We start from the raw sequence: 26882 nt of genomic DNA on the forward strand, positions 1-26882 counted from the left end.
AGTTCAGACGAGGGTTGTCATGGCCAGCGACACGCGGGTCCCCTGCACGATGAGCAGGATGCCGGCGATGCCGAGCAGGTATTTGACTGCGTTCTTCCGGGAGCCGGTGAGTCCCTGGTTGACCAGCGCGTTGTACACGCCGTTGACGCCGTGGAACGTGGCGGTGACGAGGAACAGCCACATCGTGATGAGATACCAGGGTCGGTTCATTCGGGCCTGCGTACCCAGGAAGGTGAGGTCGGCGGCGTGGTTCACGAAGTGCAACAGCATGAAGTGGAACGCGAGCACGCCGACGAGGAACACTGCCGTCAGCCGCTGGAACAGCCAGCGACGCCCGCCACGGTCGAAGGAGGAGTAGTGTTCAGCCATCAGGCTAGCTTCCCCCCGAGGAACGTCGGCACGCTGGCGACGACGATAGCGCCCGTCAGCAGGAGCGACGCGTAGAAGCTCTTGTCTTGCGATTCCAGCCCCACACCCAGGTCAACCATCAGCAATCGGATGCCGTTGAGGATGTGGAAGACGGCGACGGCTAGCAGACCGACTTCGAGGAACCGGACGATAAGCAGCGATTCGAGGCCGCTGATCGTGCTGGTGTAGAGGTCGCTGCCTGCCTGCGCGCTCGCCGGATCGACGCCGACCGCAGTGCTCAGCACCGCGATGTGGGTGAACAGGTAGCCCACGAGAACCCAGCCGGTGAACTTGTGGAAGATCCAGGCCCACATCCCGGCCGTGAACTCCCGCCACCGTCCGAAGTCCTCGACGGTGCCGCGATTGTAAGACTGACTCATACACTGGGGGGTTAGTCCGGGGACAGATAGTAGTTTCTACAACGGACGCGTATCACCGGAATCCCGCCCGAAGACGTTCGTCAATTGACTACTCCGCAGTTACCAATCGTCGTCGTTCGTCCGCCGATTCCACTCGATCGCCCGCTGTATCCGGTCGTCAAGTCGGACCAGATGGCAGAGGGGATTGCCAGGATACACCAGTGGGTTCTCGAGGACGCCGACCAGCAGGCCGGTAAACGGCGCACGCATCAGCGTGTTCTCCGTCTTGAACGGGTTCGTGATCGTACATATCACGTCGTCTTCGTACACCAGGTCGCCGCGGTCGTAGTGCATGTCTACCAGGCCGCCCGAGTCCGCGCGGATCCAGGTTTTCTCGCCGTTGTCGTCGATGACCGTCCGCCAGCCCGGCCACCGGACGGTGTCGGAGTCCCGCAGGCCGAACTCCGCCAGCACCGACCGAACACTATCAAGCGCCGAGTCGATGAGCGGCCGCTGGAACCGGTGGGCTTCGCCCATCTCTATCGTGATCGTCGGGACGCCCGAATCGCTCAACTCCCGCCGGAGCGACCCCGACGGACCTTCCGAAGAGATGATGACGTTCGAGGCGAAGGCGTTCGCGACCCGCGCGACCTTCGGGTCGTCCATGTCCGCCCGGACGTGGAGCATATTCGTCCGCCCACGCGTTGACGTGTGGAAGTCGAGGCCCACGTCACAGGGAGCCAGAAAGTTCCGGAAAATCTCGTGGGCCATCCGTTTCGCGCTCGTCGACTCGGGGTCGCCGGGGAACGAGCGGTTCAGGTCCCGGTCGTAGATCGGCAGGTACCGCTCCTGTGCCAGAAATGCAGGGACGTTCAGCACCGGCAGACAGATCAGCGTCCCCGCCAGCCCGTCGTGGTTCCATTCGTGGGCGACCTCTCGAACGACCTCGATGCCGTTGAGTTCGTCACCGTGTGCCGCTGCAGTGAGAAACACGGTCGGACCGGGCCGCTTCCCGTTGACGATGGTAACCGGCATCCGGACGGCATCCCCCAGATACGTCTCGCTGACCGTGTAGCGAATGTTGCGGGTTTCGCCCGGCGCAACGATTCCCCCGTCGTAGGTGAACGGCTCGGCCTCGTCCATGCCATCACAACGAGAGGCGGCGGCTAAAACCCCTCCGGCAAGGCGGTCCCCCGGTAGAGTCGTCCCGTATTACATATCCGTACATCTATACTGCGGCCGGCAGAAGGCGACAGCATGAGCGACCGGGATATTACCGTTGGCGTTCTCAGCCTCCACTCCAGCAAGGAGTCGAAGGCCATCCTGAACGCAGTCGATGAGATGGGCTACGACACGGAGTGGCTTCGCGCCGAAAACACCGCGATAAGCGTTACCGACGGCGAAATGACGCTCGAGCCCGCCGTTGATGTGGTCGCAAATCGGCTGCTGCTCTCCAGCGACGAACACCCCGCGGAAGGGATCGGCCTCGGGATGACTATCAGCCGGCTCGCACCAACGTTGAACGAGCCGATGGCGGCGACGACGGCCCTCCACAAGTTCGCAAGCGCTGCCGCGCTGGCCGATGCCGGCGTTCCAGTCCCGGACGCCCTGCTCGCGCTATCGAGTGACCTGCTGAACGAGGAACGGGACCGCTTCGGTGATCGTGCGGTGTACAAGACGGCCATCGGCACCCACGGCGGCGGGACGTGGATGGTCGATCTGGAAAACCAGGTCAACGCACAGGTCGGTGGCCGCTACGCGTTCTTACAGGAGTACATGGAACACGACGAGCAGCGCCACCACGACCTTCGCGTGTACGTCGTCGTCGACCAGATCGTCGGGGCGATGAACCGCTATGCGCCCGAGGGCGAGTGGCGGACGAACGTCGCGCTCGGCGGCGAGGTTGAGGACATGACGGGTGAACTCCCCGAGCGAGTCAGGGAAATCGCGCTCGATTCGGTCGACGCCATCGGGCTGGATTACGCCGGCGTCGACATCGTCCAGAGCGATGACGGCTACTACGTGCTCGAAGTGAACCCCACTGCCGGGTTCCGTGGCCTGTTCAAGGCCAGCGGCGTCAGCCCTGCTCCGTACATCGCTCAGCTCGCCATCGAGCGGGCCGGCGGGAGTGTCGATCATGAAACCGTCGAGCGACTCTCCGACCGGCTTGACGACTCCAAGCCTGCGTGTACGCCGAAGAAGCCACAGCCGAAAGCACAGGAGAACGTCGTCGTCGGCTACATCGAGGAGGTTGTCGTCACCGGGACGCAGGGGACAAAGTCCGTCCTCGCGAAATCCGACACTGGCGCGACCAGAACCAGTATCGACGCCAAGCTCGCCGCGGAAATCGGAACGGGGCCGATTCTCGACATCGTGAAGATCAAATCAGGGAGCCTCAAGTCCGGTCGTTCGCGCCCGGTCGTCGACCTCGTCGTCGGCGTCGGCGGGACCCAGCACACCGTCACCGCCAGCGTCGAGGACCGCGGGCACATGGACTATCCGCTGTTGCTGGGTCGGGACATCCTCAAGCACTATCAGGTCGACGTGACCCGCCGTGCGGACGACGAGTCAGACGTGGAAACAGAGGAAGAAGAGCAGAGCGAAGAGTAGCGACGCGTTCGTACCAGCTTTCGAGCCGTCTCAGTCCTCGCGCACTTCTGCGACGCTTTCGGCGATATCCTCGCTGGCCCGCCACAGATACAGGCTCGCGTAGCTCCGATACGGCGACCACCGCTCGGCGTACTCGCGCATCTCCGCGCGGCTGTACCCGTCACCGACGACGGCCTCGAACCCCTTGCGGATGCCGAGGTCGCCGACCGGGAACACGTCTTTTCGGCCGAACGCGAACAGGAGTTGCATATTTGCGGTCCAGTCGCCGACCCCCGTAATGGCGGTCAGTTCCTCGTGGATCTCCTCGTCGGCGGCGTCCTCGAACGTTTCCAGCGAGTAGCCGTGTTCCAGAAACGCATCGGCGACCTCGTTGACGTAGCGGGTTTTCTGCCGCGAGAGCCCGGCGTCCCGGAGGAGGTCGTTGTCAGCGTCTTTGATGCCCGCCGGTGTCACGGTGACGGCGTCGAACAGTCGCTCCCGTGTCGCGGCGGCCGACGCCATCGACACCTGCTGGCGAAGAATCGAGACGACGAGCCGCTCGAAAAGGTCCGACGCCGGGTCGAGCGTGAGTTCGCCGTGTGTCTCGACCAGCGGCCCGATATCGGGGTCTGCGCGTAACACCTCATGTGGCGAGTCACTCATGGCTCTGTGATACTGACTCGACGGAAAAGAACGTATCTGTCGCCGTTAGCCGTCAGCGATGATAGGGTCCGGATTTGGTGAGGCGACACCGGCAGCGCCGACAGGCTCCGCCGGGTTGCCCACGACTGTCGTTTCGGGGGTCACGTCATCGACGACGACTGCGCCAGCGCCGACGGACGCGTTCTCTCCAACGGTGATCGGCCCCATTATCGAGGCATCAGCGCCGATGGTCGCGCCGTCCCTGACCGTCGGGTGGCGCTTTTCGCGGCGCATGGACGTGCCGCCGAGGGTGACACCGTGGTACAGGAGCACGTCGTCGCCGATTTCGGCCGTCTCCCCGATGACGATGCCCATCCCGTGGTCGATGAACACGCGCTTGCCGATCTCCGCGGCGGGGTGGATCTCGACGCCGGTCAGGAACCGCGCGACGTGGGAGATGAGTCTGGCGAGCAACGCTCGGTCGTTCGCCCAGAGCCAGTGGGCGACACGATAGGCCCAGATCGCGTGCAGGCCGGGGTACGTGAGCGCGACCTCCATCGCGCTGGTCGCCGCCGGGTCCTTTGTGAGTGCTGTACGAATATCCGCTTTCAGTCGGTCAAACATGGTGTGTAGTGTGGGTGGTGTCGTCTGTAGACGGGACGGCTGGCCGGGCCGAAGCACTGGACATTAGAATCGACAACAGCGACGGGAGAAGCGGTGACTGCCTGTGGTTCGAAGCGGGCGAGCAACGTGGCGTGAAGTTCGGTCGCCCATGATTACCACAACTACGACGCTCGATAGCTTAAAAAGCAGTGGTTCGACCAGCAATTAAAGAAAGCAGCGGGAGGTCCACAGGCCACTAAGCGGTGACCGAGGCAAAAATCATGCAGTTTCGAGGCGGAGCCTCCGGCCTCAAGGAGTGAGCGAAGCGAACGAGTAGGCCGGAGAGGAAGCCGACAACCCGGACACAGACCACGGACTGTTGCCGTCTGTTCTCCCCAACGCTGATAAAACACCGAGCACACGTCTGAGCCATGGAAGTGCGGCGCACTGTTTCAGTCAAACTCGACGTGGACAGCAACGACGCCGCACTTCTCCGCGAAACCGTCGATGAATTTCTGTGGGCCGCCAACTACGTCGTAGACCACGCATGGCAGGGCGAATACAAAACGACGAGCAAGGCCCAGTTGCAGGCAGAAACCTACGACGACGTGCGTGAGCAAACACGATTGCACGCGAATCTCGTCCAGAACGCTCGCAACAAGGCCGCCGACGCCGTACAGAGCGCCGTCGCCCGCTGGAAGCAGGGCGAGTACGCGGGAAAACCGCAGTTCACGAGTCCGACCGTGGTGTACGACAAACGGTGCGCGACATTCCACGACGAGTACGTGTCGCTGGCGACCGTTGAGGGCCGTATCGAAGTCGAGTACCTCCTTCCCGCCGCCGACCGCGACACACCACACAGTCGGTATCTCGACAGCGACGACTACCAAGTGACGGGCGCAGAACTGCACCACAGAGACGGCCAGTGGTTCCTTCATCTCCGTACAAACGCGGAGGTGGTGTCTGACACGCCGAAACAGGCGACGACCGGGCACAGGACAGTCCTCGGCGTTGACCTCGGCGTGAACCAACTCGCTGTTACTTCGACAGGGACGTTCTGGAGCGGCCACGAGTTCGACCACGAGGCGCGAGTACGAGGAGCGGCGTGGCTCGCTCCAGCAGTGTGGCACGCGGGCCGCTCACGAGAATATCCAGTCGGTCGGAGGGAAGGAAACGGGCCGGTTCAAACTGATGCTCCACCGGATTGCCAACGGTATCATTGAAGAAGCCGCCGAGAACGGGTGTACGATCATCGCCTTCGAGGAGTTGAGCGGCATCCGTGACCGACTCCCCGAAGCGTCGTGGGGCCACAAGTGGGCGTTCGAGCGGTTGTACGAGTACGTCAAATACAAATCCGAGTTGCACGGCATTGATGTGGCAGTGGTAGACCCGGAAAACACGTCACGTCGTTGCTCACACTGCGGGTTCACCCACCCGGACAACCGCGACAGCGAGGCGTTCGTGTGCCTGAAATGCGGCTACGAGAACCACGCCGACTACAATGCGGCAAAAAACATCGGTTTGCGGTATCTCCGTCGTAACCAAACTGGGGACGGTGGAGGCGCACCCGTAGGCGTGCGCTTGAATCGCGGGACATTGAACGCGAACGGAGAGTATGAGACTCCTGCCGGAGATTCCGGCCAGAGCGGGAGTCCACGCGAAAGCCCCACCCTCAACGAAGCGAGGTCGTCAGACCGAGCGAAGTAGGGTGGGGTAGTTTACGTCATGCCCTTCCCGAGCAGTTCCCGGGCGATGATGTTCTTCTGGATCTCGGTCGTTCCCTCGTAGATCTGGGTAATCTTTGCGTCGCGGTAGAACCGCTCGACGTCGAAGTCGTTGACGTAACCAGCGCCGCCGTGGATCTGGACGGCCTCGTCGGCCGTCTCGACGGCGACGCGAGAGGCCTTTTCTTTGGCCATCGACGCCAACTCGGTGAGCCGGTCGGCGTCGTTGTCGACGCTCCAGGCGGACTTGTGAGTTAGCTGCCGTGCCGCCTCGATTTCGGTGAACATCTCGGCGAGCTTGTGCTGGATGGCCTGGAACTCCGAGATGGACTGGCCGAACTGCTCGCGGTCCTGTGCGTACTCCAGAGCGCGCTCGGCGGCCCCGCGGGCGATACCGACGCCCTGTGCGGCCACGCCGGTCCGGGTCTCGTCGAAGAACTGCATTATCTGGAGGAAGCCGGCCCCGCGCGTACCGACGAGGTTGTCCTCGGGGACGCGCACGTCGTTGAGGATGAGTTCTGCCGTGTCCGACGCACGGATGCCGAGCTTCCCCGTGATCTTCTCGGCCTCGAACCCATCGCGGTCGGACTCAATGAGAATCTGCGAGAAGCCGTTGTACCGCCCCTCCGCGTCCGGGTCGGTCTCACAGAGCACGACGAAGTAGTCGCCGACCGAGCCGTTGGTGATCCACATCTTGTTGCCGTTGATGACCCACTCGTCGCCCTCCTTGCGCGCCTGTGTCGACACCGACGACACGTCCGAGCCGGTGTCTGGTTCGGAGATGGCCGCGCCCATGATGGCGTCCCCAGTTGCCACAGGCTCCAGGTACTCCTCTTTCTGGGCCTCTGAGCCGAACCCGATGAGGGCGTCAGCACCGAAGGCGGCCGACTGGATGCTCAGGCCGATTCCGGGGTCGGCCGCGAACAGTTCCTCGGCGATGATAGCGTTGGTCAGCGTGTCGTAGCCTGCGCCACCGTACTCCATCGGGATGTTCGCGCCTGTCAGCCCCATCTCGGCGGCCTTCTCGACGATCTCTCGAGGGAACTTCTCTTCCGTGTCGTACTCGGTCGCGACGGGCTTGATTTCGTTTTCGGCGAACCGGGCAATCTCGTCCTGTATCTGTCGCTGCTCTTCTGTCAGTTCGAAGTCCATATGTGGTGTGTTGACGTGAAATGCATTAATGGTTTGTAATCCGAAATAAACTGGAGAGTGGTTTTCTAATGAGAGAAACGTTGAAGCCTCGGCCGGCAGTGGAACGATATGTCATGGATTTCGAGGATATTGACACTATCGCCGTGCTCGGTGCCGGGAACATGGGCCATGGAATCACCGAAGTGGCCGCCATCGCAGGCTACGACGTGCGGATGCGTGACATCAAAGACGAGTTCGTCGAGGACGGCTACGACAACATCGAATGGTCGCTGAACAAGCTGGCCGAGCGAGACCAGCTCACCCAGGAGGAAGCCGATGCGGCGCTTGACCGCGTCACGCCGCTGGTCGATGTCGAGGAAGCAGTCAGCGACGTCGACGTGGTCATCGAGGCCGTGCCGGAGAAAATGGAGATCAAGAAGGACGTGTACACGGAGGTCGAAGAACACGCGCCCGAAGACGCCATCTTCGCCACGAACACGTCCAGCCTCTCCATCACGGAACTGTCGGAAGTGACCGAGCGACCCGAGCAGTTCTGTGGGATGCACTTCTTCAATCCGCCGGTCCGGATGCAGCTGGTCGAAGTCATCTCCGGCGCACACTCCAGCGACGAGACGCTGGACGCCATCGGGGCGCTCGCCGAAGACTTCGGCAAAACGCCGGTCCGCGTCCGCAAGGACTCGCCGGGGTTCATCGTCAACCGCATCCTCGTCCCGCTGATGAACGAGGCCGCCTGGCTCGTCCACGGCGAGGAAGCGACCATCGCCGAGGTCGACTCGACGACGAAGTTCGACATGGGCCTGCCGATGGGGTCGTTCGAACTCTCCGATCAGGTCGGTAACGACGTCGGCCTCCACGTCCTCGAATATATGCACGAAGTGCTGGGCGAGCCCTACGCCCCGTGTCCCCTGCTCGAGGAGAAAGTCGAGAACGAGGAACTCGGGAAGAAGACCGGCAAGGGCTTCTACGACTACGAGAACGGCGGCGTCGATATTCCGACCGACGCCGGCCGCGAAGACGTCGAGCACCGCCTCGTCGCCGTGATGGCAAACGAGGTCGGGAAGCTCGTCGAGAACGACGTGGCCCCCGTTGCAGACATCGACCAGGCCGTCCAGCTCGGCGGCGGCTTCCCGGACGGTCCCGCGAAGATAGCCGACAAGACCGGTCTCGAGACGCTCGTCGACACGCTTGAGGAAACCCACGAGGAGACCGGCGCGGAGCGCTACGCGGTCTCTGACGGCCTCCGAGAGGCCGCGGCGGAAGGTGGCTTTTACAGTACCGAGGACGAGGCTCCAGCGGAGTTCGATAATGTCACCGTCGAGTACCCCGGTGACATGGTCGGTCACATCGAACTCGACCGCCCACACCGGATGAACACCGTCAGCCCTGAGCTGATGGACGACCTCGCCGACGCCGTCGACCTGCTCGAAGACGACGACGAGGTGCGCGCCATCCTGCTGACCGGGGCCGGCGACAAAGCGTTCTCCGCCGGGGCAGACGTGCAGGCGATGGCCTCGAACGCGACGCCGCTGGACGCCATCGAACTCTCCCGCAAGGGCCAGCAAACCTTCGGGAAGCTCGAGGAGTGCTCGATGCCGGTCGTCGCCGGCATCGACGGCTACTCGCTGGGCGGCGGGATGGAACTGGCGACCTGTGCCGACCTCCGCGTGGCCTCGGAGCGCTCCGAACTGGGCCAGCCCGAACACAACCTCGGCCTCCTGCCGGGGTGGGGCGGCACACAGCGCCTCGCCCGCATCGTCGGCGAAGGCCGCGCCAAGGAGATTATCTTCACCGGCGACCGCTACGACGCCGACGAGATGGCCGAATACGGCTTCATTAACGAGGTCGTCGACAACGACGCCCTCCACGAGCACGCACTCGAACTGGCCAAAGACATGGCCGCCGGCCCGCCGGTCGCACAGAAACTCACCAAGCGCGCGATGCTGGCCGGCCGCGACGACATCGATGCCGGCCTCGAAGTCGAATCACAGGCTTTCGGTCATCTCATCGGGACCGACGACGTGATGGAGGGCATCAACGCGTTCATGGGCGACGGGGAGCCGAACTTCGAAGGGAAGTGAGGCGACCGTCGTCAGAGCGAAGCTCTGACGGAAGTGAGCCGGACTTCGAAGGCAAGTAATAGCGGACAGTCGCCCACCGGCTGAATACGTCGTATCTTTTTGACACACGCTACTGGAGCCTGCCGACTCACAACAGTCGTACGTCTGTGGTACGCATCCTCAGGTAGCGTCTATTTCGATGGGGTTAAATTGGTGCACCCGGAACGCAAGAGTACGCTCGGTTGGTGTAGTCCGGCCAATCATCTTGGCCTTTCGAGCCGAGGACCAGGGTTCAAATCCCTGACCGAGCACATTACTGTCGCGAACAAACTCGTAAGTCACTACTGTGTGGGGAGTGGATCGCGTTCACGAGGTGCTGTTAGTTGTTACCAGATCTGAAAGTTCGAAAAGAAGCACGTCATCGCGGGTGTCAGCGACGCGTTCGAGATCGTCAGTGTATCCGGAGCGGCTGAACAAGACGTACAGCGTCTCTTCCTCGGCTGGTTCTCCTGACCACCGGACTTCTTCCGTGGTTCGTTCAAGATCAGAGAGCACGCCTTCGCTTACCGGCTGAGAGGTGAACTTACACTCGCCAGCAACGAGTCCCCTATCTGAGAGACCGAGGATGTCCAACTCGTGTTCTTTGAACCACCACTGCCCGACATCACGGAACTGCCGGTCGATAAGGTCTGGAATCGCTCGCTGGCAGAGGCGTTCGAACAACGGGCTCACGTAATCCGCTAGCTCGGGCACAACGAGTTTGTCGTACGCATCGGCGCCGAGCATGCGAAGCTGATCCTGGTTCCCGTAGACGAATCGAAACCAGAACCGGAACAGCGGCGCAGCGATGCGGTACCGGCCGCGTTTCGAGGTCCTCGGTGATTCAGTGACGGGGATGTGGCGTTCAACGAGGCGGAGTCGACGAAGCTTCTGTAAGTACGTACTGAGCGACCCCGAATCCACGCCGGCCATGCCCGCGATCTCGTTCGGAGTGCGACGCCCATGAGCAAGTGCGCGGAGGATACTGAAGTACGTGTTCGGCTGCCGGAGTTCGGTGCGGAGAAGGAATTCCGGTTCTGAGTACAGAAGCCCGCGCTCCGACAGAACTGTCTGCTGGACGTTCGCTCCTAACGGCTGGTCGGGATCGATAGTCTGGAGATAATACGGAGTCCCGCCGTAGATCGACCACGCGGTGATTGCGGTTTCGGGATCGTATTCCGGGAAGAACTGCTGCGCATCGACTACTTCGAGGGGCTTGAGATCGATTGTTGCTGTCCGGCGTCCATACAGCGGCGCGCTCCCGGAAAGCACCTTGTCCTCCATAACGCTGATCGAAGAGCCGACGAGCACGAGTGTCATCCCCGTCTCCTGTAGCTTCATGTCCCAAACTCGCTGTATCCGTGACGGGAGCGATTCGTCCTCCTCAATGAGGAACGGGAACTCGTCGATGACGATAATGGCGTCCTCTTCGCCGAGTGTTTCTAGGAGTGCTTCCCAATCACGGCGGACGTTTCGCAGTGACGGGAACTGCGCAGTTGCAGTGTCGACGAACTGTTCGAGTTGGTTCGGTGCCGTGGACTCGACTGCCTGGTAGTATACGGCGTCGTCCCGATCAGCGATGGACTGGCGGACGAGTTCGCTCTTACCGAGGCGGCGACGGCCGTAGATTACGACGAAATCCGCCGTCACAGACTCGTAACAGTCTGTTAGCTTCTCGAGTTCGATATCCCGGTCAACGAATTGCGCCATACAGGCAGTACCATACCCAATACAATAGAACTCCCGATTTTGGAAATCGTAGTTTCAGAAATCGTGGTTTCTTTATTTTGAAGTCAGTATAGCCGGACTGGTTCTGAGAAGGTGCTCTCGAACCAGTCCCGACTGCCATTTGTGTGGGAATTAAAACCAGACACACCTCCCAATCGAACTTGGCTGATGGACAATCAGCAGGTTGGTTCAAGTACTCCCTGTACATTAGCTGTTAGTAGCGACGAAAAAACGCAATTGGGTGGATTTGGGTGTGCTCGAAACAAATGGTCACTCTGCGGTTACGGAAGGCCTTTCAAGCCGAGGACCAGGGTTCAAATCCCTGACCGAGCACATTACTGTCGTAACCAAACTATAGTAGCCATTGAAAACCAACCCACGCCTGATCGCACGACAGCAGTGTGATCAGTGTGTGAACTGTTTCAATTGTTACTATAGTGAGCGACTGCTGTGCCCGCTGTTCGATCCGTTACTACTCTGCCCAGTCCGCACGTAACTGTGAGTTCAGCCTCCAGGCTTTGCAATTCAGCCACTCTCTGTGTTGATATTTGACAATTACGTAGGTGAAAGAAAACATATTTATATATGTATATGAAGCCAGTAGTATATGAAACGGCGAACATACGTAAGTACGATCGGAAGCAGCATCGCTGCACTCAGCCTTGCAGGATGTAGTGGGAGCGACGGGGGAGACGGAGACGGCGGAGACGGAACCAGTGAGTCGACACCAACGCCGGAACCAACGTATGAAGTAGATCAAGAGGCACCGGCACGGCTGAAACTGCTCTCCGTGAATGGGCCAAAGGAGGTCGCGTTCGGTGACACCATCGAGGGTGACGTGACTGCCGTCAATGTCGGTGGTGAGCCGATATCCGGGAACGCAACCATAGAGTTCGTCCATTCGGAAGCAGCTAACACTGAGCCACAGACAGTCACCGTCAACGCTGACGGACTGGCGTCCGGCGAAGAAGTCTCGCATAGCTATCGTGTCGACGCCGAGTACGCCGGTGCTTGGGCGTTTGAACCGTCGTCGGACTTCTACGCCGTCGACGATACGGTCACGTCAACCGTGTCGGTCCTCCCGAAGCGGGGGAGCACTGGGGAAACCATCGAGCTTGCGAGCGGCGTTCAGGCCACAGTGTCTGATATGTCCTACGAACAGATGATCGCCTACGAGCTCCCCTCTGGCGAACGGGCTTTGGGCGATAACACTGTCCATGCCATTCGCGAAACGGTCTCAGATAATATCCTCCTGATTCTGAGCGTGACGTTCGAGAACGGAACTGGCGAGGCGAAGACGGTGTCGAAAGACGACTTTGTCGTTCCCGAATCGAGCTTCGTGAGCGAGTCGGCCGCAGGTCGTGACGGGACGAACGCAGCCGGGGAGAACATCAACCCAGGGCAGACCTACAGCGGCCATCTGATTTACGCTGTCCCGAAGGCCAAGATTGACAACCTCGCGTTCGGCATAAATCTCGCAGAAGGGAGTGCAGTCGCTGATATCGAAATCCCGCTTCAGTCGCCCGGTGGCTTCCCCGAGTTCGAACTGGCGAACATCGACGTTCCGCCGGAGGACGTCACGGGCGATGAAGCGATAGTCGAGATGGAGGTCGAGAACGTGGGCGACAGCGCAGGGATGTTCAAGTCCATCTTCGAGTTCAAGACGCCCGAGGAACCAGGCATACTTGCCGGCTATTCCGCAGATACGTGGTACATTGACTCTGATGGCCCCTACACGCAGCGGATTCCCGCTGGGGAAACCAGAACCATCGAACTGGTGACGGAACCGGACGCGGACAGGCGGTGGGACTACCGGACGACGCCATTCGGGGCAGAGTGGACGTTCGAGGCCGTGGAATAGGTGTAGATAGGGCTTTCTCCACGACCGAATCAGCGTGACTTCTCGCTAATCCGCCTCCCGAACGAGTCAACAGCGGTAGGTATTTTTCGGGCCCGAGCAACGGACCGACCATGCAAGCAGTCGTACTCGCGGCAGGCCAGGGGACGCGTATGCGGCCGTTGACAGACCACACACCGAAGCCGATGCTCCCGGTCGCGGACCGGCCGCTGGTGGCACACACCGCCGACACGGCAATCCAGGCGGGGGCCGACGAACTCATCTTCGTCGTCGGCTACGAGGCCGAGGCGGTCCGCTCGTACTTCGGCGACGAGTACAACGGCGTCCCGGTCAGCTTCGCCGTTCAGGAGGAGCAACTGGGGACCGCCGACGCTGTCGCCGCTGCGAGGGAGCACCTCGACGGTCCCTTCGCAGTCCTCAACGGCGACAACCTCTACGACGCTGCGAGTCTCAGCGGCCTCTTCGACGCCGCGCCGTCGGTCGCGGCCTACCGCGTCGACGATCCGACGAGCTACGGCGTGCTGTCGACCGAAGGTGACACAATCACCGGCATCGTCGAGAAGCCGGACGACCCGCCGACGGACCTGGCCAACGCCGGGGCGTACGTCTTCCCGGCGGAAGCGCGGGACTGGCTGGACGTGCCGCTCAGCGACCGCGGGGAGCGGGAAATCACAGACGTGCTCGCAAAAGTCATCAAGGAATCGACGGTCACCGCCGTCGAGGTCGACCGCTGGCTGGACGTGGGCCGTCCCTGGGAGTTACTGGAAGCCAACGAGTGGAAACTGGGGCAACTGGACCGACGACTCGACGGGGAGGTGCGGGGTGATGCCGACCTGCGCGGCGAAGTCGTCGTCGAGGAGGGCGCAGTTATCGAACCAGGCGTCGTCATCGAGGGGCCGGCGCTGGTCCGCTCGGGCGCACACGTCGGCCCGAACGCCTACGTCCGCGGGGCGACCCTTCTGGGGGAGGATACCCACGTCGGCCACGGCGTCGAACTCAAGAACACGGTGCTAATGGCGGGGTCGAACGTGCCCCACGTCTCCTATGTCGGTGACAGCGTCATCGGGCGCGAGGTCAACTTCGGCGCGGGAACGCAGGTAGCGAACCTCCGCCACGACGGCGACCCGGTCCGGATGACAGTGAAAGGCGACCGCGTCTCGACGGGGCGGCGGAAGTTCGGCGTCGTCGCAGGCGACGGCGCGAAGACGGCTATCAACACGAGCCTGAACGCCGGTGTCGTCCTCTCCTCGGGCGCGACGACAACCCCTGGCGAATCCGTCACGCGAGACCGATAGCGGGCATCTTCTATCGAGCGTCTGTTTGCGGTAACTACGTGTAGCTAGCCTTCTGTAACCGATTCGACATTCGTGTACGTTCGTGACGTTCAGTGCAAGTATGTGGGATTAAGTGGCGTGAAAGACACTCTCAACTAAGATGGTCGACCCGACATCAGATCACCACGAGAATATCGACGAGGACGAGGCACCGGAGTGTGCTACCTGCGGCGACGCTATCGCTAACGAAGTGACACACCGTGTCATCACATGGATAGAAGACGGCAGCGTCGAAACCGCCCACTTTTGCAACGAGGACTGCCGACTAGAGTGGCAGTAACACGTCTGTTCTAACTGTCTTCCGGACGGTGTACCGCTTTCCGGGTGCGCACCCGCGACTCCGGCCGTTCGGGTGCATCCCTTCGCTGGCAAACTCGCACGCTCTTTTCAGTCCACCTGCGCATCGATGTGGTGGACTGCGTCTGGTGAGAGGAGTCGCCCCGTGGGTAGTTCGACCCAGCCGTTTGCGAGGACGCGAACCGCTCCCTCGTGCAGGACTGTCTCTTGCTCGATATCGGCGTACACGATGGCGCTCTCGTACTCTTTGACGAACTGCTCCACGGCATCACCCCAGGCTGGTTCCGTCGAGACGACCATGTGATGGCTATCTCGCTCTCATGACAAAGCTTTGGCGAGACAGGTTGCCACTCGTCGCCCCTTCTTCCAAAACCGTTGACGGAATCAACTCCGACAAACCAATTGAGTGTTAACATCCTGCACATATTTGGGCTGGCCTAGTGAACACTGCGGTATGACATGACTGCGGGCAATCACTCTGACTGGCGGACGGCCGAGGAAGCGCACACTGATGACGTCATCGGCGACGACACGCTGGGGGAGATGTTTGCCGCAAGCGCGGCCCGGAACGCCGACACGACGGCCCAACTGTACAAGGGTGGTGTCTACGACCGGTCACTGACTGTCGACGTGATACCGGCGGCTCCCGACGGCGACTACGCCGAACTCAGCTACGAGCGGATGCATCACCTGGTCAAATACCTGGCCGCAGGGTTCCGTGACCTCGGTGTCGGCCCGGACGCCCGCGTCGGTATTCTGGCCAACACGCGGATGGAGTGGGCGCTGAGCGACTTTGCCGTTCTGTCTGCGGGCGGGGTGGTGACGACCGTGTACACGGATTCCTCGCCGAAACAGGTGCAGTATCTGCTGTCGGACCCAGAGGCGAGCGCCGTCGTCGTGGAGAACGCCGAGATGCTGGACCGTGTCCTGGCTATCGAGGAGGACCTGTCGCTTTCGTTCATCGTCGTCATGGACGACATCGACGTGGACCGCGAGGACGTGTACACACTCGAAACAGTGTACAGGCGCGGCGAGGAGACGTTCAGCGAGTCGGCGTACCAGTCCTGGCTGGACGACCGCGACCCCGACGATCTAGCGAGTCTCATCTACACCTCCGGGACGACGGGCCAGCCGAAAGGGGTCCAACTCACCCACCGCAACTTCCGAGCGAACGTCAATCAGGCCCGCAGGCGAATCGGGCCACGACCGGACAAGCCGCCGGACCTGCCGACCGTCACCGCCGAGACGCGTTCGATAGCGTTCCTCCCCCTGGCGCACGTCTTCGAGCGCCTCGCGGGCCATTTCTTCATGTACGCCTCCGGCGCGGCTGTGAGCTACGCCGAAAGCCCGGATACGCTGGCCGACGACCTCCAGACCGTCAAACCGATGACCGGGCTGAGCGTCCCCAGAGTTTACGAGCGTATTTTCGACAATATGCGAACGCAGGCCAGCGAGTCCCCGCTCAAAAAGCGGATTTTCGACTGGTCGATGGACGTGGCCCGCGACTACGCCCGGACTGACGACCCGGGACCGATACTCACTGCGAAACACTCGCTCGCTGATCGACTCGTCTACAGCACGGTCAAAGAACGGCTCGGTGGGAACATCGAGTTCATGGTCAGCGGCGGCGGGAGTCTCTCGAAAACGCTCTGTGAGACGTTCCTCGGGATGGGGCTGACGATACTCGAAGGGTACGGCCTCACTGAGACCTCACCGGTTCTGACGGTGAACCCGCCGGAAGACGTCCGTCCCGGAACCCTGGGTGCTCCGCTGACTGAGGTCGACGTTCACATCGATACCGACGTCGTCGACGCCAGCGAATTCGACGGCGTCACTGGCGACGTGGGCGAACTGCTCGTCGACGGCCCGAACGTCACGCAGGGGTACTGGAACGCGCCCGATGCGACAGCGCGGGCCTTCACCGAAATCGACGGCACCCAGTGGTTCCGCACCGGCGACATCGTCGAACGGACCGACGACGACTTCCTCATCTATCACGACCGCCTCAAGGAACTGCTCGTCCTCTCGACGGGGAAAAACGTCGCACCACAGCCCATCGAAGACCAGTTCGCGACGAACGACCGGGTCGATCAGGTCATGGTCGTCGGCGACGACCAGAAGTTCGTCGGCGCGATAATCGTCCCGAACTTCGAGGAACTCCGCCGGTGGGCCGACAGCGAGGGCGTCGACCTCCCCGACGACCCCGAGGAACTAGTCGAGGACGACCGCGTCCACGCGTGGGTCCAGACTGCCGTCGACGCGGTCAACGAGGAACTCGAACGCGTCGAGCGGATCAAGTCGTTCGCGCTCGTCTCCCGGGAGTGGACCGCCGAGAACGACTTGCTCACGCCGTCGATGAAAAAGAAGCGCCGCAACATCCGCAGCGCGTACCGCGAGAAACTCGCAGAGATATACGGCGAACAGCAGGTCGAGGCTGTCTGACTGGCAGTCGTCAGTAATGCTGTCGCCGCCTCAGTCGGTGACGACCACGTCGACGGCTCGTTCTCGCGGCCCGTCGCAGTCGACGAGCAGCACGGACTGCCACGTCCCCATATCGAGGCCCCCGTCGCGGACGGGAATCGTCTCGCTCGGCCCCACAAACATCGCCCGGACGTGTGCGTCCGCGTTGCCGTCCAGTTCGTCGTGGTCCCACCCGCTGTCCGGGACGAGGTCCCCGAGTGCGTCACTGAGGTCACCGAGCAGCCGCGGCTCGGCCTCGTTGACTGTGATGCCCGCGGTGGTGTGGCGGACGAACACTGTACAGGTCCCCTCGGCGTCTTCGGGAATCACGTCCCGGACTCGGTCGGTGATGTCGACTACCGAGAGCTGGTCGTCAGTCGCGACAGTGAACCGATTCGTTGGCATATCTGCGCCCACGAGCGGACGGAACTCAAGCGTACCGCTACGCTCAGCGTCACAGGTCGGAAAACCCGGCCTCGTTCAAACTCCGCCCTTCAGGCAAGCCACTCGTCCGGCTTGGTGTTGTAGTCGATGTCAGTTGCTGTGAGGTGTTCGACCTCGGACCAGTCGACATCGGTGACAGTCACTTCGTCGCCGTCGTAGCGGATGCGCTTGCCGACCTCTTCTGGTTCGGGTTCGCGGTCGCGGCGCTTGGCGACCTCCACGTCGTGGTCGTCGAACTCCTTGACGATGGTCAGCAGGTTCACCGGTCGGCCCCAGAGTTCGAAGGTGCGCTTGAGCACTTCCTTGGCCTGGCCGATGTCGAGCATGACGCCGTTGTACTGATGAGCGAGCAGCAGTTCGTTGCGGTTCTGGTAGTTGCCGTCCTCGACGACGACGGTGGGCTTCCCGAAGTTGGTGAACTGCAGCATGAGCTTCTTCTTGACGTCTTCGTGGTCCGTCGAGGTCACCCGGTAGTCACCCGAAGCGTGGGTGTACTCGTAGGTGAAGTAGTCGTTGTCGTCGACGAACTCCTGGGTGAGGAACTCATCGAGGAAGGTCACGTCGTTGTGGCTCTCGCGGATCTCCCGCATGCGCTCCCACCCGCGGGTGTAATCCACGTCGTCGAGTGCGTCTTCGACGCTGTCGTAGCGCGAATTGTCGAACATGTAGCGGGCGGTCCGCTCCAGTTCCTCCTGCCCAACCCGGGAGACGAAGCCGCGGTACTGGGGCTTGACCAGCGAGTAGTGGCGCTGGGCCAGCCCCTCGTAGGTCAGCACCTTCCAGGGGTACTGCTCCACGTCGAACTCGCCGTCGCGGGCCGCCGCCAGCCCGTCGCTATCGACCCGCGGGTCCTCGGGGTCGAGGTCGTCGAGGTGGTTCGGGACAGCAGTGAGCCACGCCGGCGGTTCGAGGTGGTCCTGTACCATCTTGTAATCGACACTCTCGTCGAAGTTCCGCCAGGTGATGCCCTCGACGCGGAGCAGGCGCTCGATGACCTCGCGGCGGTTCTCCGTGTTCTCGACGTACTCCCAGATCTCCAGGCCGAGGCTGTAAGGGTTCAGCCCGCCCGACCCGAGCACCTTCGACATGTGGTCGGAGTAGAGGATGAACTCGTCGTCGCCGGCGAACTGTTCGCCGGTCATCATCGTGGATTCCCAGTAGGAGTTGTGGTTGACGAACCCCGCGGCAGCGTACCGATGCGTCTCCTCAACGGAGATATCATACACATCTCCGGTGCCGGTTTCGACATCGACAATTTCGTCTGTCCACGATTCAGTTTCGAACCAGGCGAGTTCATCGAGGTACGTTGACAGTTCCGTCGCTTTTGCCTCGTATCCGAACCCGATTTCGTCGGCGAAGGTGTTTGCAGACGCACCGGTGAGATGGACGTGATAGCAGCCGTCCGACTGCTCCCGCCGTCGGCTCAGAACTCCGAAGTTCGTCAGTAGTAGCTGAACCCTTTTCGAGAGATCTTCGCTCTTTGTCGACAGGATCGCACCCTGCTCTCCGGCGTACCCATCGGCGTCGAATAGACCGCGAATGAATTCGGCGACCACCTGTTTCGGCGACCGCAGAATCTGGTCTGGGACCGTTTTTTCAGCAGCAGCGACACCAGTTGGGAGGTCGAATTCCTCAGTGAGCAAGTCACGGAGATTCTTCGAATACGCGTAGACTCGCCACCGTGACTCCTGCCGTTCGACCGTCGCTTCGATACCGAACAGTTCCGAGAGAAGCCCAGCGAACTCTTCCGCATGGGCCTGTTTACCGGATGTAAACCCGATATGGCGGGAATTCGACGGAACGTGTCCGTCTCCGATTAACAAACCGAGGAATCGCCCGAATAACTCATCAACGGTTTCAGGGATGCGGATCGACTCTCTGTTACTCAACCCAGCGTTACCGCCTTCTTCGTAGCCGTCGAGTGCGCGGTCGATAGCCTCAGCCTTTTCGGCGCTACCTGTACGCCGATACCGCATTACGGTCCAGACGGAGACACCCGCCTCATCAGCGACGTCATTCAGCGACGTGTATTCCGAACAGGTCCACTCGATTGGGACGTTCGTCTCGGGCCACGTCCCGTTCCCGCCAGTGACGGCGATTTCATCGCCAGTCTCCAGTTCATCAAGTCTGACCCAGTCTCCATCGGGCTGACGCACACGGTGATTGTTCGATCCGGTCAACTCGAACCCACGACGTGTCTCTATCGTCACGGTATCGTGGTCCGGGATAATGTTAGAGTCGTACACTTCGCGTGCTTGTTCACCATCGGAGACGGTGACATGGTCCGATACCACGTCCTCCATTGGAACTAACCCATCAGCCGTGAAAACCGGCGTCTCAGGGTCTACACAGGCCCAACCCTCGTTCATCACCTTCGTCATTTTCTGCGGCGCAAAGTAGTAGGCCTCCCGTCGGAGCAGTTCCAAGAGTTCCGTCTGCCAATCTTCCATCTCGGTCGCGCGTTCGGCGTCCCCGTCGTACTGCATGCCGTGTTTCCGGAGGAAGCCGAGCACGTCCTTCTCGGGTTCGGCGGGGAACGTGACGTTCTCGTCGTCGTCGCGCTGGGCGTCCAGCCACTCCTCGTCGAACACCTGCCGTTTGACCTCCTCGGAGAGTTCAAGATCATCCAGCTGCTCGGTCACGTCCGCCCCTTCAATGTCCTCGAACTCCTCGGGGACCGTCTCGACCGGGCTGTAGGGAATATGCTGGTCGATGTTGTCCTCCAGACAGAGGACGTGGTCGATGAACCGCTCGACCTCGGCCCGCTCAATGTCGGGGTCTTGCATGTACTCCTGGATGGTGTCGCCGTGGCGGGCGAGCATCCCGGCGGCGTCAGGGCCGCGGCGGCGGTCCTCGCCGGACGCATCGGTCGTCGTCCGGGAGGAGCCGTCGGTGAACATCCGGAACCACTCGTTGTTGGCGAAGAAGTCCGCGTGGGCTTCGACGTGGGTGATGACGGCCTTCTGGTCGGCCAGCGTGTTCGACTCTTGGAGGAACGCGTGGGCCGGGTCGTCGTTGTTGACGATCTCGAAGGCCTTGCCGCCGAGGAACTGGCCCTGTTTCTGCTGGCGGTCGTACTGCATCCCCCAGCGCCAGTGCGGGTAGCGCTGCTGGAACCCGCCGTAGGCGATGAGTTCGTTCATCTCGTCGTAGTCGACGATCCAGTAGTTCACCGGGTACGGTTTCAGCCCGAGCTTTCTGGCGAGATTGCCAGCCTCCTCGACGGGCTCGTCGAGGTCGTCGGCCACGCGCTGTTTCGCGAATCTGTCGTCGTTCATTGGTCCTCCGTGCTGAGTATGTCGTAGATGGCGTCCACCACGTCCTCCGGCGAGGAGACGTACGCGACCGCGACGTTGTCGGCGTCGCGGAAGGAGCGTTCGACCTCCTCGGCGTGGGTGGCGTTGATGGCGTTGCCGCTCGGCTGGGTTTCCACGTACGCGTGGAGGTTCGCCGGGATCTGTTCCATCAGCGGGATTACTTTCTCCTCGGTGTCGTTCGAGGAGTTCTCGCTGTCGCCCGCCGCGAACACGTAGCGGTTCCACTCGCTCCAGGGGTACTCCTCTTCGAGCACTTCGGCGGCGAGTTCGTACGCACTGGAGATGCGGGTGCCCCCGCCCGAGCGGATGCCGAAGAACTCCTCGCGCTCGACCTCCCAGGCGTCGGCGTCGTGGGCGATGTAGACGAACTCGGCGTTGTCGTACTTGCCGGTGAGATACCAGTCAAGCGGCGTGAACGTCCGCTCGACGAGTTCGCGTTTCTTCTGGCGCATCGACCCGGAGACGTCCCGGATGTTGACGACGACGACGTTCTTCTCGCGCTCCTCGACGATCTCGGGGTAGCGGTAGCGTTCGTCCTCGCGACGGAACGGGATCTGGTCGACGCCTTCCTGACGGATGCGCTGTGAGGTCTCGACCTTCTCGACGTTGTCCTCCATCTCCTCGATGGAGTCCCAGACGCCTTTCTCGTCGTCGGGCAGTTCCTCGTAGGCGTCGTCGATCCACGCCTTCGAGACGGGCATGTTCCCCTCGCGGGTCCACTCGTAGACGGTGGCCGGGCCCCAGCCGTCGACTTTGAGCGCCTCGCGGACGTAGTCCTCGTCGAAGTCCATCGCGAGCTTCCGCTTGAGCCCTTTCTTGAACAGCCGCTCGAAGTCGAGTGTCGAGGAGGGGCCGGTTCGGGTGATGTCCGTGAAGTCGCCTTCCTTTTCCTCGATGACTTTCTTGCCCTTCGGTTCGAGGTCGAGCCCCAGTTGTTCGTCGAGTTCTTCGGCGAACTCCTCGGGGTCCATCTCGTAGTACTCGTGTTCGCCGCCCTCCTCGCCGGGTTCGCCGTCCTCGTCACCGTCGCCGTCGCCGGGCTGGGGTTGTGGCTGGCCGACCGGGTCGCCCGGTTCGGCGCCTTCGCCCTGGCCGACGCCGCCCTGGTCGCGCTGGTCGTACTCGAACTCGGGCAGATCGACGATCTTGATCGGGATGCGGACCGAGTCCCCGCGTGACTGGCCGAGGTCGCCGTACTGGATGAACTCGGCGAGGTCCTGGCGGCGCTCCTCGCCCACGTCGCGGTACCGTTCGAGGTCGTCTTTCAGTCCCATCTGTAACTCACCTGGCTCATGACGTGCCGGCTCGTCAACTCGGCCGACGCCTCAGTGTAGTCGAACATCTCGACCATGTTGTCCAGCGTCTTCGCCTTGAGGCGGGCCGTCTCAGTCCCGGACGGTGGGTTGTCCCACTGCCCGGGCTCGAAGTCCGCGTAGGTGCGCTGGATGTCGTCCCAGTCGTAGCTGCCGAGGACGGTGTTGATGACCGGAATCTCCTTGGGGTTCACGTCGCCGACGCGGAACTCCTCGTCGCGGCGCTGCCACGCGTGGCGGTTCAAGGCGGTGATGATCTTGTCAGTCCGGAACTGCTCGACGGCGTGGTCGGGCTCGTTGCCGTCGTAGTTCTTCTCGTCGAACCGGCCCAGGTGCTCGATCTCGAACACCTTCATTTTCAACGGGTCCGGGTCGACGAGTTCGCCCCGCTCGTTCTCTATCTGGTCGTCGGACTCCCAGGCGTAGACGTGCTCGATGTACTCCTCGACGGTCGCTTCGTCGACACGCTTGTCCCGCATCATCGCGTCGAGCACGTCCTGTTCCTGCTGGCCGAAGATGTAGTTCTTGACAGTCACGACGCGTTCCTCGTACTCGGTGGCCTCGCCGGTCGAGAACACGGGGGCGTCCGCCAGCCCCTCGGCAACGGCGTTGAGCACGTCCCGGGGCATCAGGACGTGTTCGACCGGGAGGTCGGGATGGTGTCGGTCCTGTGGCTCGTGCAGCAGGTCGGCGACGATATCTCGGACGTAGGTGACCGGGATGCCGTGGTCGCCGTCCTCGGCGGTGGTCTCCAGGTCGTAGTCCTCGATGTCGACGCGCTCGTCGCCCTCCATCAGGTAGCCCCGGTCGAACAGCAGGGCCTTGTCGACGAGGTCCAGCCCGGTCGGGATTTCGGCGCTATCGAGCCGCGAGACGACGGCGTACAGCGCCGCGGACTCGATTGTGTGTGGGGCCAGCTCCTTGTCGGTCGCCGTCTCGACTTGGTCACGGACCGAGATGGTCAGGGGCTCCTGGATCCACGTCTCCAGTTCGTCCCAGGTCTCGGGGTCCCACACCTGCGTCTCGTTGGTCAGTTCCCGCCGCAGGAGCTGGGCTTCGAGCGAGAGGTTCGTCAGGTACGTGAACTCGTGTTTGTCCAACCGGCGTTTCAGCGCCTTCAGCGGGTCCTGGCCCTCCCGGTCGGCGTGTTTGTTGAGCTGGGCCTCTAGGTCCGGGTTCGAGATGATGATGAGCTGGGTGTCCACGTCCATCCCGATGCCTTTGTCGAGTTTGACGTGAGACTCGTCGGGCACGTTCAGCAGCTTCTGGAGCAGGTCAGCGTGCTGGGCGGCGTCCTCGACGACGGTCAGCAGGCCGTTGCCCTGGGAGAGGACGCCGTCGTAGCTAAACGCCTGTGGGTTCTTGCGCCCCCGCGAATCCAGTTCGCGGAGCATGCCGTGCATCCACGAGCCGACGAGCCGCTCCTTGGGCGTCCCCTCGTCCTCGGAGTGCAGGATGCCGATGCCGTGGCCCACGTCCACGACGAAGTTCTTCACCCGGAGGTGGGCGGGCTGGGTGACCGCCGAGAACAGGTCCGTCTCGCCCTGCCGGCGGTACTGTTCTTCGAGGAAGTCGTAGGCCTCCCGCGAGAACGGGTCGAGTTCGCCGTCGACGCGGATCGGGATGTGGTCGTCGAGGCGCTCGTTGACCTCGGCGAGCAGATCGGTGCGGACGTCGTCGGGGAACACCGTCAGCGGGTGGGCCTGGACGGGGCTCTCGTACCAGTCGTCCTCGTCCTCGACGGCCGCGTTCCCGTAGGTCATGCTGGTGGCGTTGCCGCCGGCCCCGGCGACGTTCCACTCGACGGTGTAGCGCCGCCCCTCGGGCGTCTTCGAGTACTCCCGCAGGCCGTTGATGAGACAGCGTTTGAGCTCGGACTTGCCGGTCGCCGTCGGTCCTTCGAGCCAGATGATCTTCTCGTCTTTCCCGCGGCCCGCCGCAATCGAGCGGAGGTCGTCGACGAACGCGTTCAGGACCTCGGTGTTACCGAGGATGGCGTGTTCCCCGTCGTTGTGCGGGTCGTCGAAGAAGCGGTAGCGCTCCTTCTCCTCGCCCTCCTCGATGACGATCCGTGTTCCGGCGTCCTCGATTGCATCGAGCAGGTACTTCGAAGCGTGGGCTGCGACCTGGGGCGTTTCGAGGACGGTGTCGACGTACTCCGCGAGGCTCATCGGGGCCTCGTAGGCGGCGTCGAGTGACTCGTCCGCGCGGTCGATGTACTCCTCGCCGGTCATTACTCTTCCATCTCGCTTTTGGCGACCTCCGCGCCGGCGAACTCGAGGACTTCCTTGGCGCCCTCCTCGGAGTAGCCCTGTTCGATGAGGGCGTCGATCCACTGGTTGCGCTCCTCGTCGTCCATCTCCGAGCTGGAGACCAGCGCGGAGAAGTTGATGTTGTGTTTCTTGTCTTCCCAGAGCTTGCGTTCGAGGGCACGGCGCAGGCGGTCGTTGTCCTGTGGGTTGAACGTATCACCCTCGCGGGCACGCCGGGACACCCAGTTGGACACTTCCTGCCGGAAGTCGTCCTTGCGGTCCTCGGGGAGGTTGAGCTTCTCCTCGACGGAGCGCAGGAACTGTTCGTCCGGCTCCTGTTCGCGGCCGGTGAGTTCGTCCTCGACGGTCGCGTCGTCGATGTAGGCCATGACGTGGTCCATGTACTTCTCGCCCTGGCGCTGGATCTCGTCCATGTCGTAGGCCAGCGCGTGGCGCACGTCCTCGATGGCCCGCTCCTTGTACTCCTCGCGGACGAGTTCGAGGAAGCGGTAGTACTTGCTGAACGATTCCTCGTCGATAGAGCCGTGGTTCTCGAGGTTGCCCTCGAGGTGGTTGAACGTCGTCAGCGGCGAGAGGAAGTCCCGGCTGCGGTGCATCGAATCCATGATGGCCTCGGCGATCTCGTCGCCGATGAACCGCGGGGAGACGCCGTCCATCCCCTCGCCGATGTCGGCCATTTTCTCGGCCTCCTCGCGGAGCTTCTTCACGTCGACGTCGTCGGCCTCGTCGATTTCACCGTTGTAGGCTTTCGCCTTCTGGACGAGGTCGATGGATTCGTTGTCCGGCTCCTCGATGCGGGTGAGGACGCCGAACAGGCCCGCCATCTCCAGGGTGTGTGGCTCGACCTGGATGTCCGGCAGGTCGGCGTTGCGTAGCATCTTCTGGTAGATGTTGGCTTCGGCCTCGTACTGGAGGACGTACGGGAAGTCGATGCGCTTGGTCCGGTCGTTGAACGCCTCCATCTTCTCGTCGCCCTTCTTGTCCCGGTACTCGGGCATGTTCGTCCGGCCGACGATGACCTGGTCGATGTCGATGCGGGGGTTGTTCTTGGGCTTGATTGTCTGTTCTTGACTGGCATGGAGGAAGTCATAGAGGAACTCCCGCTGGAGCTTCAGCAGCTCCTCACCGGAGAATATCCCGCGGTTGGCGTTACAGAACGCCCCGGAGTAATCGAACGCCCGCGGGTCGCTCTCGCCGTAGATGGCGATCTTCGAGTAGTTGACGTCGCCGGTGAGCTCCGTCTCGTCCTGGTTCTTCTTGTCTTTGGGCTCGAACGTCTCGATCCCGCGGCGCTGGTTCTCGTCGGCGACGAAGCGGATGATCTCGATATGGTTCTCCAGAACGGACTGGAGGTCGTCGTCGTATTCGGCCAGCAGCCGATCCATGTAGAACTCCGAGGCGGGGTCAAGCGACTGCTCGTTCCGGATGGTGTAAGGCGCATCGAGTTCCGCGTTGATGTCCTCGATGACCTTGTCCCGCTGCTCCTGTGGGAGGAGCACGAGCGGGTCCTGGTTCATCGGCGACCGGACCACGTCGTCGGCGGGGTCCTGGTCGTGGATGACGTCACAGAGGTTCGTCCAGCGGAAGGTGTACATCCGCCCGTCGTCCCGGCTGGTGTAATCCTCGAAGTAGCGCCGGACCTGCCGGTCGAAGTCGGACTTGCCCGACCCGACCGGCCCCAGGAGGAGTTTGATGCGCTTCTCGGGGCCGAGTCCGCGAGCGCCGGATTTGACCTTGTTGACGAACTCGTGGATCGCCTCGTGGATGACCCGCCCGTAGAAGGTGTTCTCGCCGTCGTTGAGCGGATCTTCGCTCGCCAATTCGTACTCGACCACGCCGGCCTCCTCGTCGTAGGTCTTGCCGTAGTAGTCGAACATGTCCGCCACGCGCTGGTGGGCGTTGCGGGCTACCTTCGGTTCGTCGTACAACTGTTGTAGATACCAGTCGAACGTGTTCGTCTTCCGGAGGTCCGCCGGTATCGTGTCACGGTACTCCTTGCTCAGCGCTTCGAGTGTCTCTTTGTTCTTGCTCATGCTATCTCAGTAGTTCGTCGTGGCTGCAGGCGACCGCCGACTGTTGCGGGACGGTCCCGGGGCTGTGTGGCTACTCGTCGTCGGTGCTGTCCGCTGCAGATGTGACCGCGTACAGCCGCCGAATCACCCTTCGCTGCAGGGTGACGCGTGTGCCCTTCCATGGCTGACCTGCCGGGCGGAACACGGGGACTGCTCCGACCTGCTGTGGTAACGGGAGACAGTGTGGAACTGTTTCCGATACTATTTACCGTA

19 protein-coding genes, 2 tRNA genes and 1 pseudogene are annotated in these 26882 nt (G+C 62.1%); 9 read left to right on the plus strand and 13 right to left on the minus strand.

What is annotated here, in order from left to right; genetic code table 11:
- Positions 1 to 3: 3 nt before the first annotated feature.
- The 3 genes from Har1131_RS09300 to Har1131_RS09310 all read right to left on the minus strand — a co-directional run bounded on the left by Har1131_RS09300 (position 4) and on the right by Har1131_RS09310 (position 1910).
- Positions 4 to 369, minus strand: coding sequence for a succinate dehydrogenase hydrophobic membrane anchor subunit (locus tag Har1131_RS09300; RefSeq protein ID WP_008308927.1), 366 nt, complete (start codon positions 367 to 369; stop codon positions 4 to 6).
- Entirely contained in the window at positions 369 to 788 is a 420-nt protein-coding gene (sdhC, locus tag Har1131_RS09305) for a succinate dehydrogenase, cytochrome b556 subunit (protein ID WP_008308928.1), read from the minus strand. Before sdhC ends, Har1131_RS09300 begins: the two co-directional genes overlap by 1 nt.
- Before the next feature lie 99 nt (positions 789 to 887).
- A complete protein-coding gene (locus Har1131_RS09310) occupies positions 888 to 1910 on the minus strand; it encodes a succinylglutamate desuccinylase/aspartoacylase family protein (RefSeq protein ID WP_151146020.1) in 1023 nt (340 codons plus the stop codon).
- Positions 1911 to 2024: 114 nt separating this feature from the next.
- On the opposite strand from Har1131_RS09310, the gene Har1131_RS09315 reads away from it, so the two are divergent.
- On the plus strand, positions 2025 to 3377 hold the full coding sequence (locus Har1131_RS09315; protein ID WP_151146023.1) for a RimK family alpha-L-glutamate ligase: 1353 nt from the start codon (positions 2025 to 2027) through the stop codon (positions 3375 to 3377).
- 30 nt (positions 3378 to 3407) lie between these two features.
- Here the strand turns inward: Har1131_RS09315 and Har1131_RS09320 are convergent, their stop codons facing one another.
- Together Har1131_RS09320 and cysE are read right to left on the minus strand one after the other, a co-directional pair.
- Positions 3408 to 4019 carry a DNA-3-methyladenine glycosylase gene (locus Har1131_RS09320; RefSeq protein WP_004961011.1) on the minus strand — a complete coding sequence of 204 codons (612 nt, stop codon included), beginning with the start codon at positions 4017 to 4019 and terminating at the stop codon, positions 3408 to 3410.
- Between the two features lie 45 nt (positions 4020 to 4064).
- A complete protein-coding gene (gene cysE, locus Har1131_RS09325; RefSeq protein ID WP_050038147.1) occupies positions 4065 to 4622 on the minus strand; it encodes a serine O-acetyltransferase in 558 nt (185 codons plus the stop codon).
- A 410-nt stretch (positions 4623 to 5032) separates the two neighbouring features.
- On the opposite strand from cysE, the pseudogene Har1131_RS22145 reads away from it, so the two are divergent.
- Positions 5033 to 6308 (plus strand): annotated as a pseudogene (locus tag Har1131_RS22145) (RNA-guided endonuclease InsQ/TnpB family protein).
- Between the two features lie 11 nt (positions 6309 to 6319).
- Here Har1131_RS22145 and Har1131_RS09340 read toward each other — a convergent pair.
- Entirely contained in the window at positions 6320 to 7477 is a 1158-nt protein-coding gene (locus tag Har1131_RS09340; RefSeq protein WP_014040504.1) for an acyl-CoA dehydrogenase family protein, read from the minus strand.
- A 113-nt stretch (positions 7478 to 7590) separates the two neighbouring features.
- Here Har1131_RS09340 and Har1131_RS09345 point away from each other — a divergent pair, with 113 nt between their 5' ends.
- Together Har1131_RS09345 and Har1131_RS09350 are read left to right on the plus strand one after the other, a co-directional pair.
- Positions 7591 to 9555, plus strand: coding sequence for a 3-hydroxyacyl-CoA dehydrogenase/enoyl-CoA hydratase family protein (locus Har1131_RS09345; RefSeq protein ID WP_050038144.1), 1965 nt, complete (start codon positions 7591 to 7593; stop codon positions 9553 to 9555).
- Between the two features lie 215 nt (positions 9556 to 9770).
- Positions 9771 to 9845 (plus strand) — tRNA-Glu (locus Har1131_RS09350).
- Between the two features lie 55 nt (positions 9846 to 9900).
- Here the strand turns inward: Har1131_RS09350 and Har1131_RS09355 are convergent.
- Positions 9901 to 11283: an ATP-binding protein gene (locus Har1131_RS09355; protein WP_014040502.1), complete on the minus strand. Its 1383-nt coding sequence runs from the start codon at positions 11281 to 11283 to the stop codon at positions 9901 to 9903.
- A 295-nt stretch (positions 11284 to 11578) separates the two neighbouring features.
- Between Har1131_RS09355 and Har1131_RS09360 the strand changes: the two genes are divergently transcribed.
- From Har1131_RS09360 to Har1131_RS09375, 4 genes are all read left to right on the plus strand, one after another.
- A tRNA-OTHER gene (locus tag Har1131_RS09360) sits at positions 11579 to 11634 on the plus strand.
- 274 nt (positions 11635 to 11908) lie between these two features.
- Complete coding sequence (locus tag Har1131_RS09365; RefSeq protein ID WP_014040501.1) at positions 11909 to 13162, plus strand: DUF4352 domain-containing protein; 1254 nt, start codon at positions 11909 to 11911, stop codon at positions 13160 to 13162.
- Between the two features lie 110 nt (positions 13163 to 13272).
- Complete coding sequence (gene glmU / locus Har1131_RS09370) at positions 13273 to 14454, plus strand: bifunctional sugar-1-phosphate nucleotidylyltransferase/acetyltransferase (protein ID WP_050007724.1); 1182 nt, start codon at positions 13273 to 13275, stop codon at positions 14452 to 14454.
- A gap of 139 nt (positions 14455 to 14593) precedes the next feature.
- Positions 14594 to 14773: a hypothetical protein gene (locus tag Har1131_RS09375; protein ID WP_008308944.1), complete on the plus strand. Its 180-nt coding sequence runs from the start codon at positions 14594 to 14596 to the stop codon at positions 14771 to 14773.
- 107 nt (positions 14774 to 14880) lie between these two features.
- Here Har1131_RS09375 and Har1131_RS09380 read toward each other — a convergent pair whose 3' ends face one another.
- Positions 14881 to 15090: a hypothetical protein gene (locus tag Har1131_RS09380; RefSeq protein ID WP_008308946.1), complete on the minus strand. Its 210-nt coding sequence runs from the start codon at positions 15088 to 15090 to the stop codon at positions 14881 to 14883.
- A gap of 159 nt (positions 15091 to 15249) precedes the next feature.
- Between Har1131_RS09380 and Har1131_RS09385 the strand changes: the two genes are divergently transcribed.
- A complete protein-coding gene (locus tag Har1131_RS09385) occupies positions 15250 to 17232 on the plus strand; it encodes a long-chain fatty acid--CoA ligase (RefSeq protein ID WP_050038143.1) in 1983 nt (660 codons plus the stop codon).
- A gap of 30 nt (positions 17233 to 17262) precedes the next feature.
- Here Har1131_RS09385 and Har1131_RS09390 read toward each other — a convergent pair whose 3' ends face one another.
- From Har1131_RS09390 to Har1131_RS09410, 5 genes are all read right to left on the minus strand, one after another.
- A complete protein-coding gene (locus Har1131_RS09390) occupies positions 17263 to 17655 on the minus strand; it encodes a secondary thiamine-phosphate synthase enzyme YjbQ (protein WP_014040498.1) in 393 nt (130 codons plus the stop codon).
- A gap of 89 nt (positions 17656 to 17744) precedes the next feature.
- Entirely contained in the window at positions 17745 to 20972 is a 3228-nt protein-coding gene (locus Har1131_RS09395) for a SpoVR family protein (RefSeq protein ID WP_050038142.1), read from the minus strand.
- On the minus strand, positions 20969 to 22285 hold the full coding sequence (locus Har1131_RS09400) for a YeaH/YhbH family protein (RefSeq protein WP_151146026.1): 1317 nt from the start codon (positions 22283 to 22285) through the stop codon (positions 20969 to 20971). Before Har1131_RS09400 ends, Har1131_RS09395 begins: the two co-directional genes overlap by 4 nt.
- Positions 22276 to 24558: a PrkA family serine protein kinase gene (locus Har1131_RS09405; RefSeq protein WP_151146029.1), complete on the minus strand. Its 2283-nt coding sequence runs from the start codon at positions 24556 to 24558 to the stop codon at positions 22276 to 22278. Before Har1131_RS09405 ends, Har1131_RS09400 begins: the two co-directional genes overlap by 10 nt.
- Entirely contained in the window at positions 24558 to 26630 is a 2073-nt protein-coding gene (locus Har1131_RS09410; RefSeq protein WP_014040494.1) for a PrkA family serine protein kinase, read from the minus strand. Before Har1131_RS09410 ends, Har1131_RS09405 begins: the two co-directional genes overlap by 1 nt.
- Positions 26631 to 26882: the final 252 nt, after the last annotated feature.

The organism is Haloarcula sp. CBA1131 (genome assembly GCF_008728975.1).
Taxonomy (GTDB): domain Archaea; phylum Halobacteriota; class Halobacteria; order Halobacteriales; family Haloarculaceae; genus Haloarcula; species Haloarcula hispanica.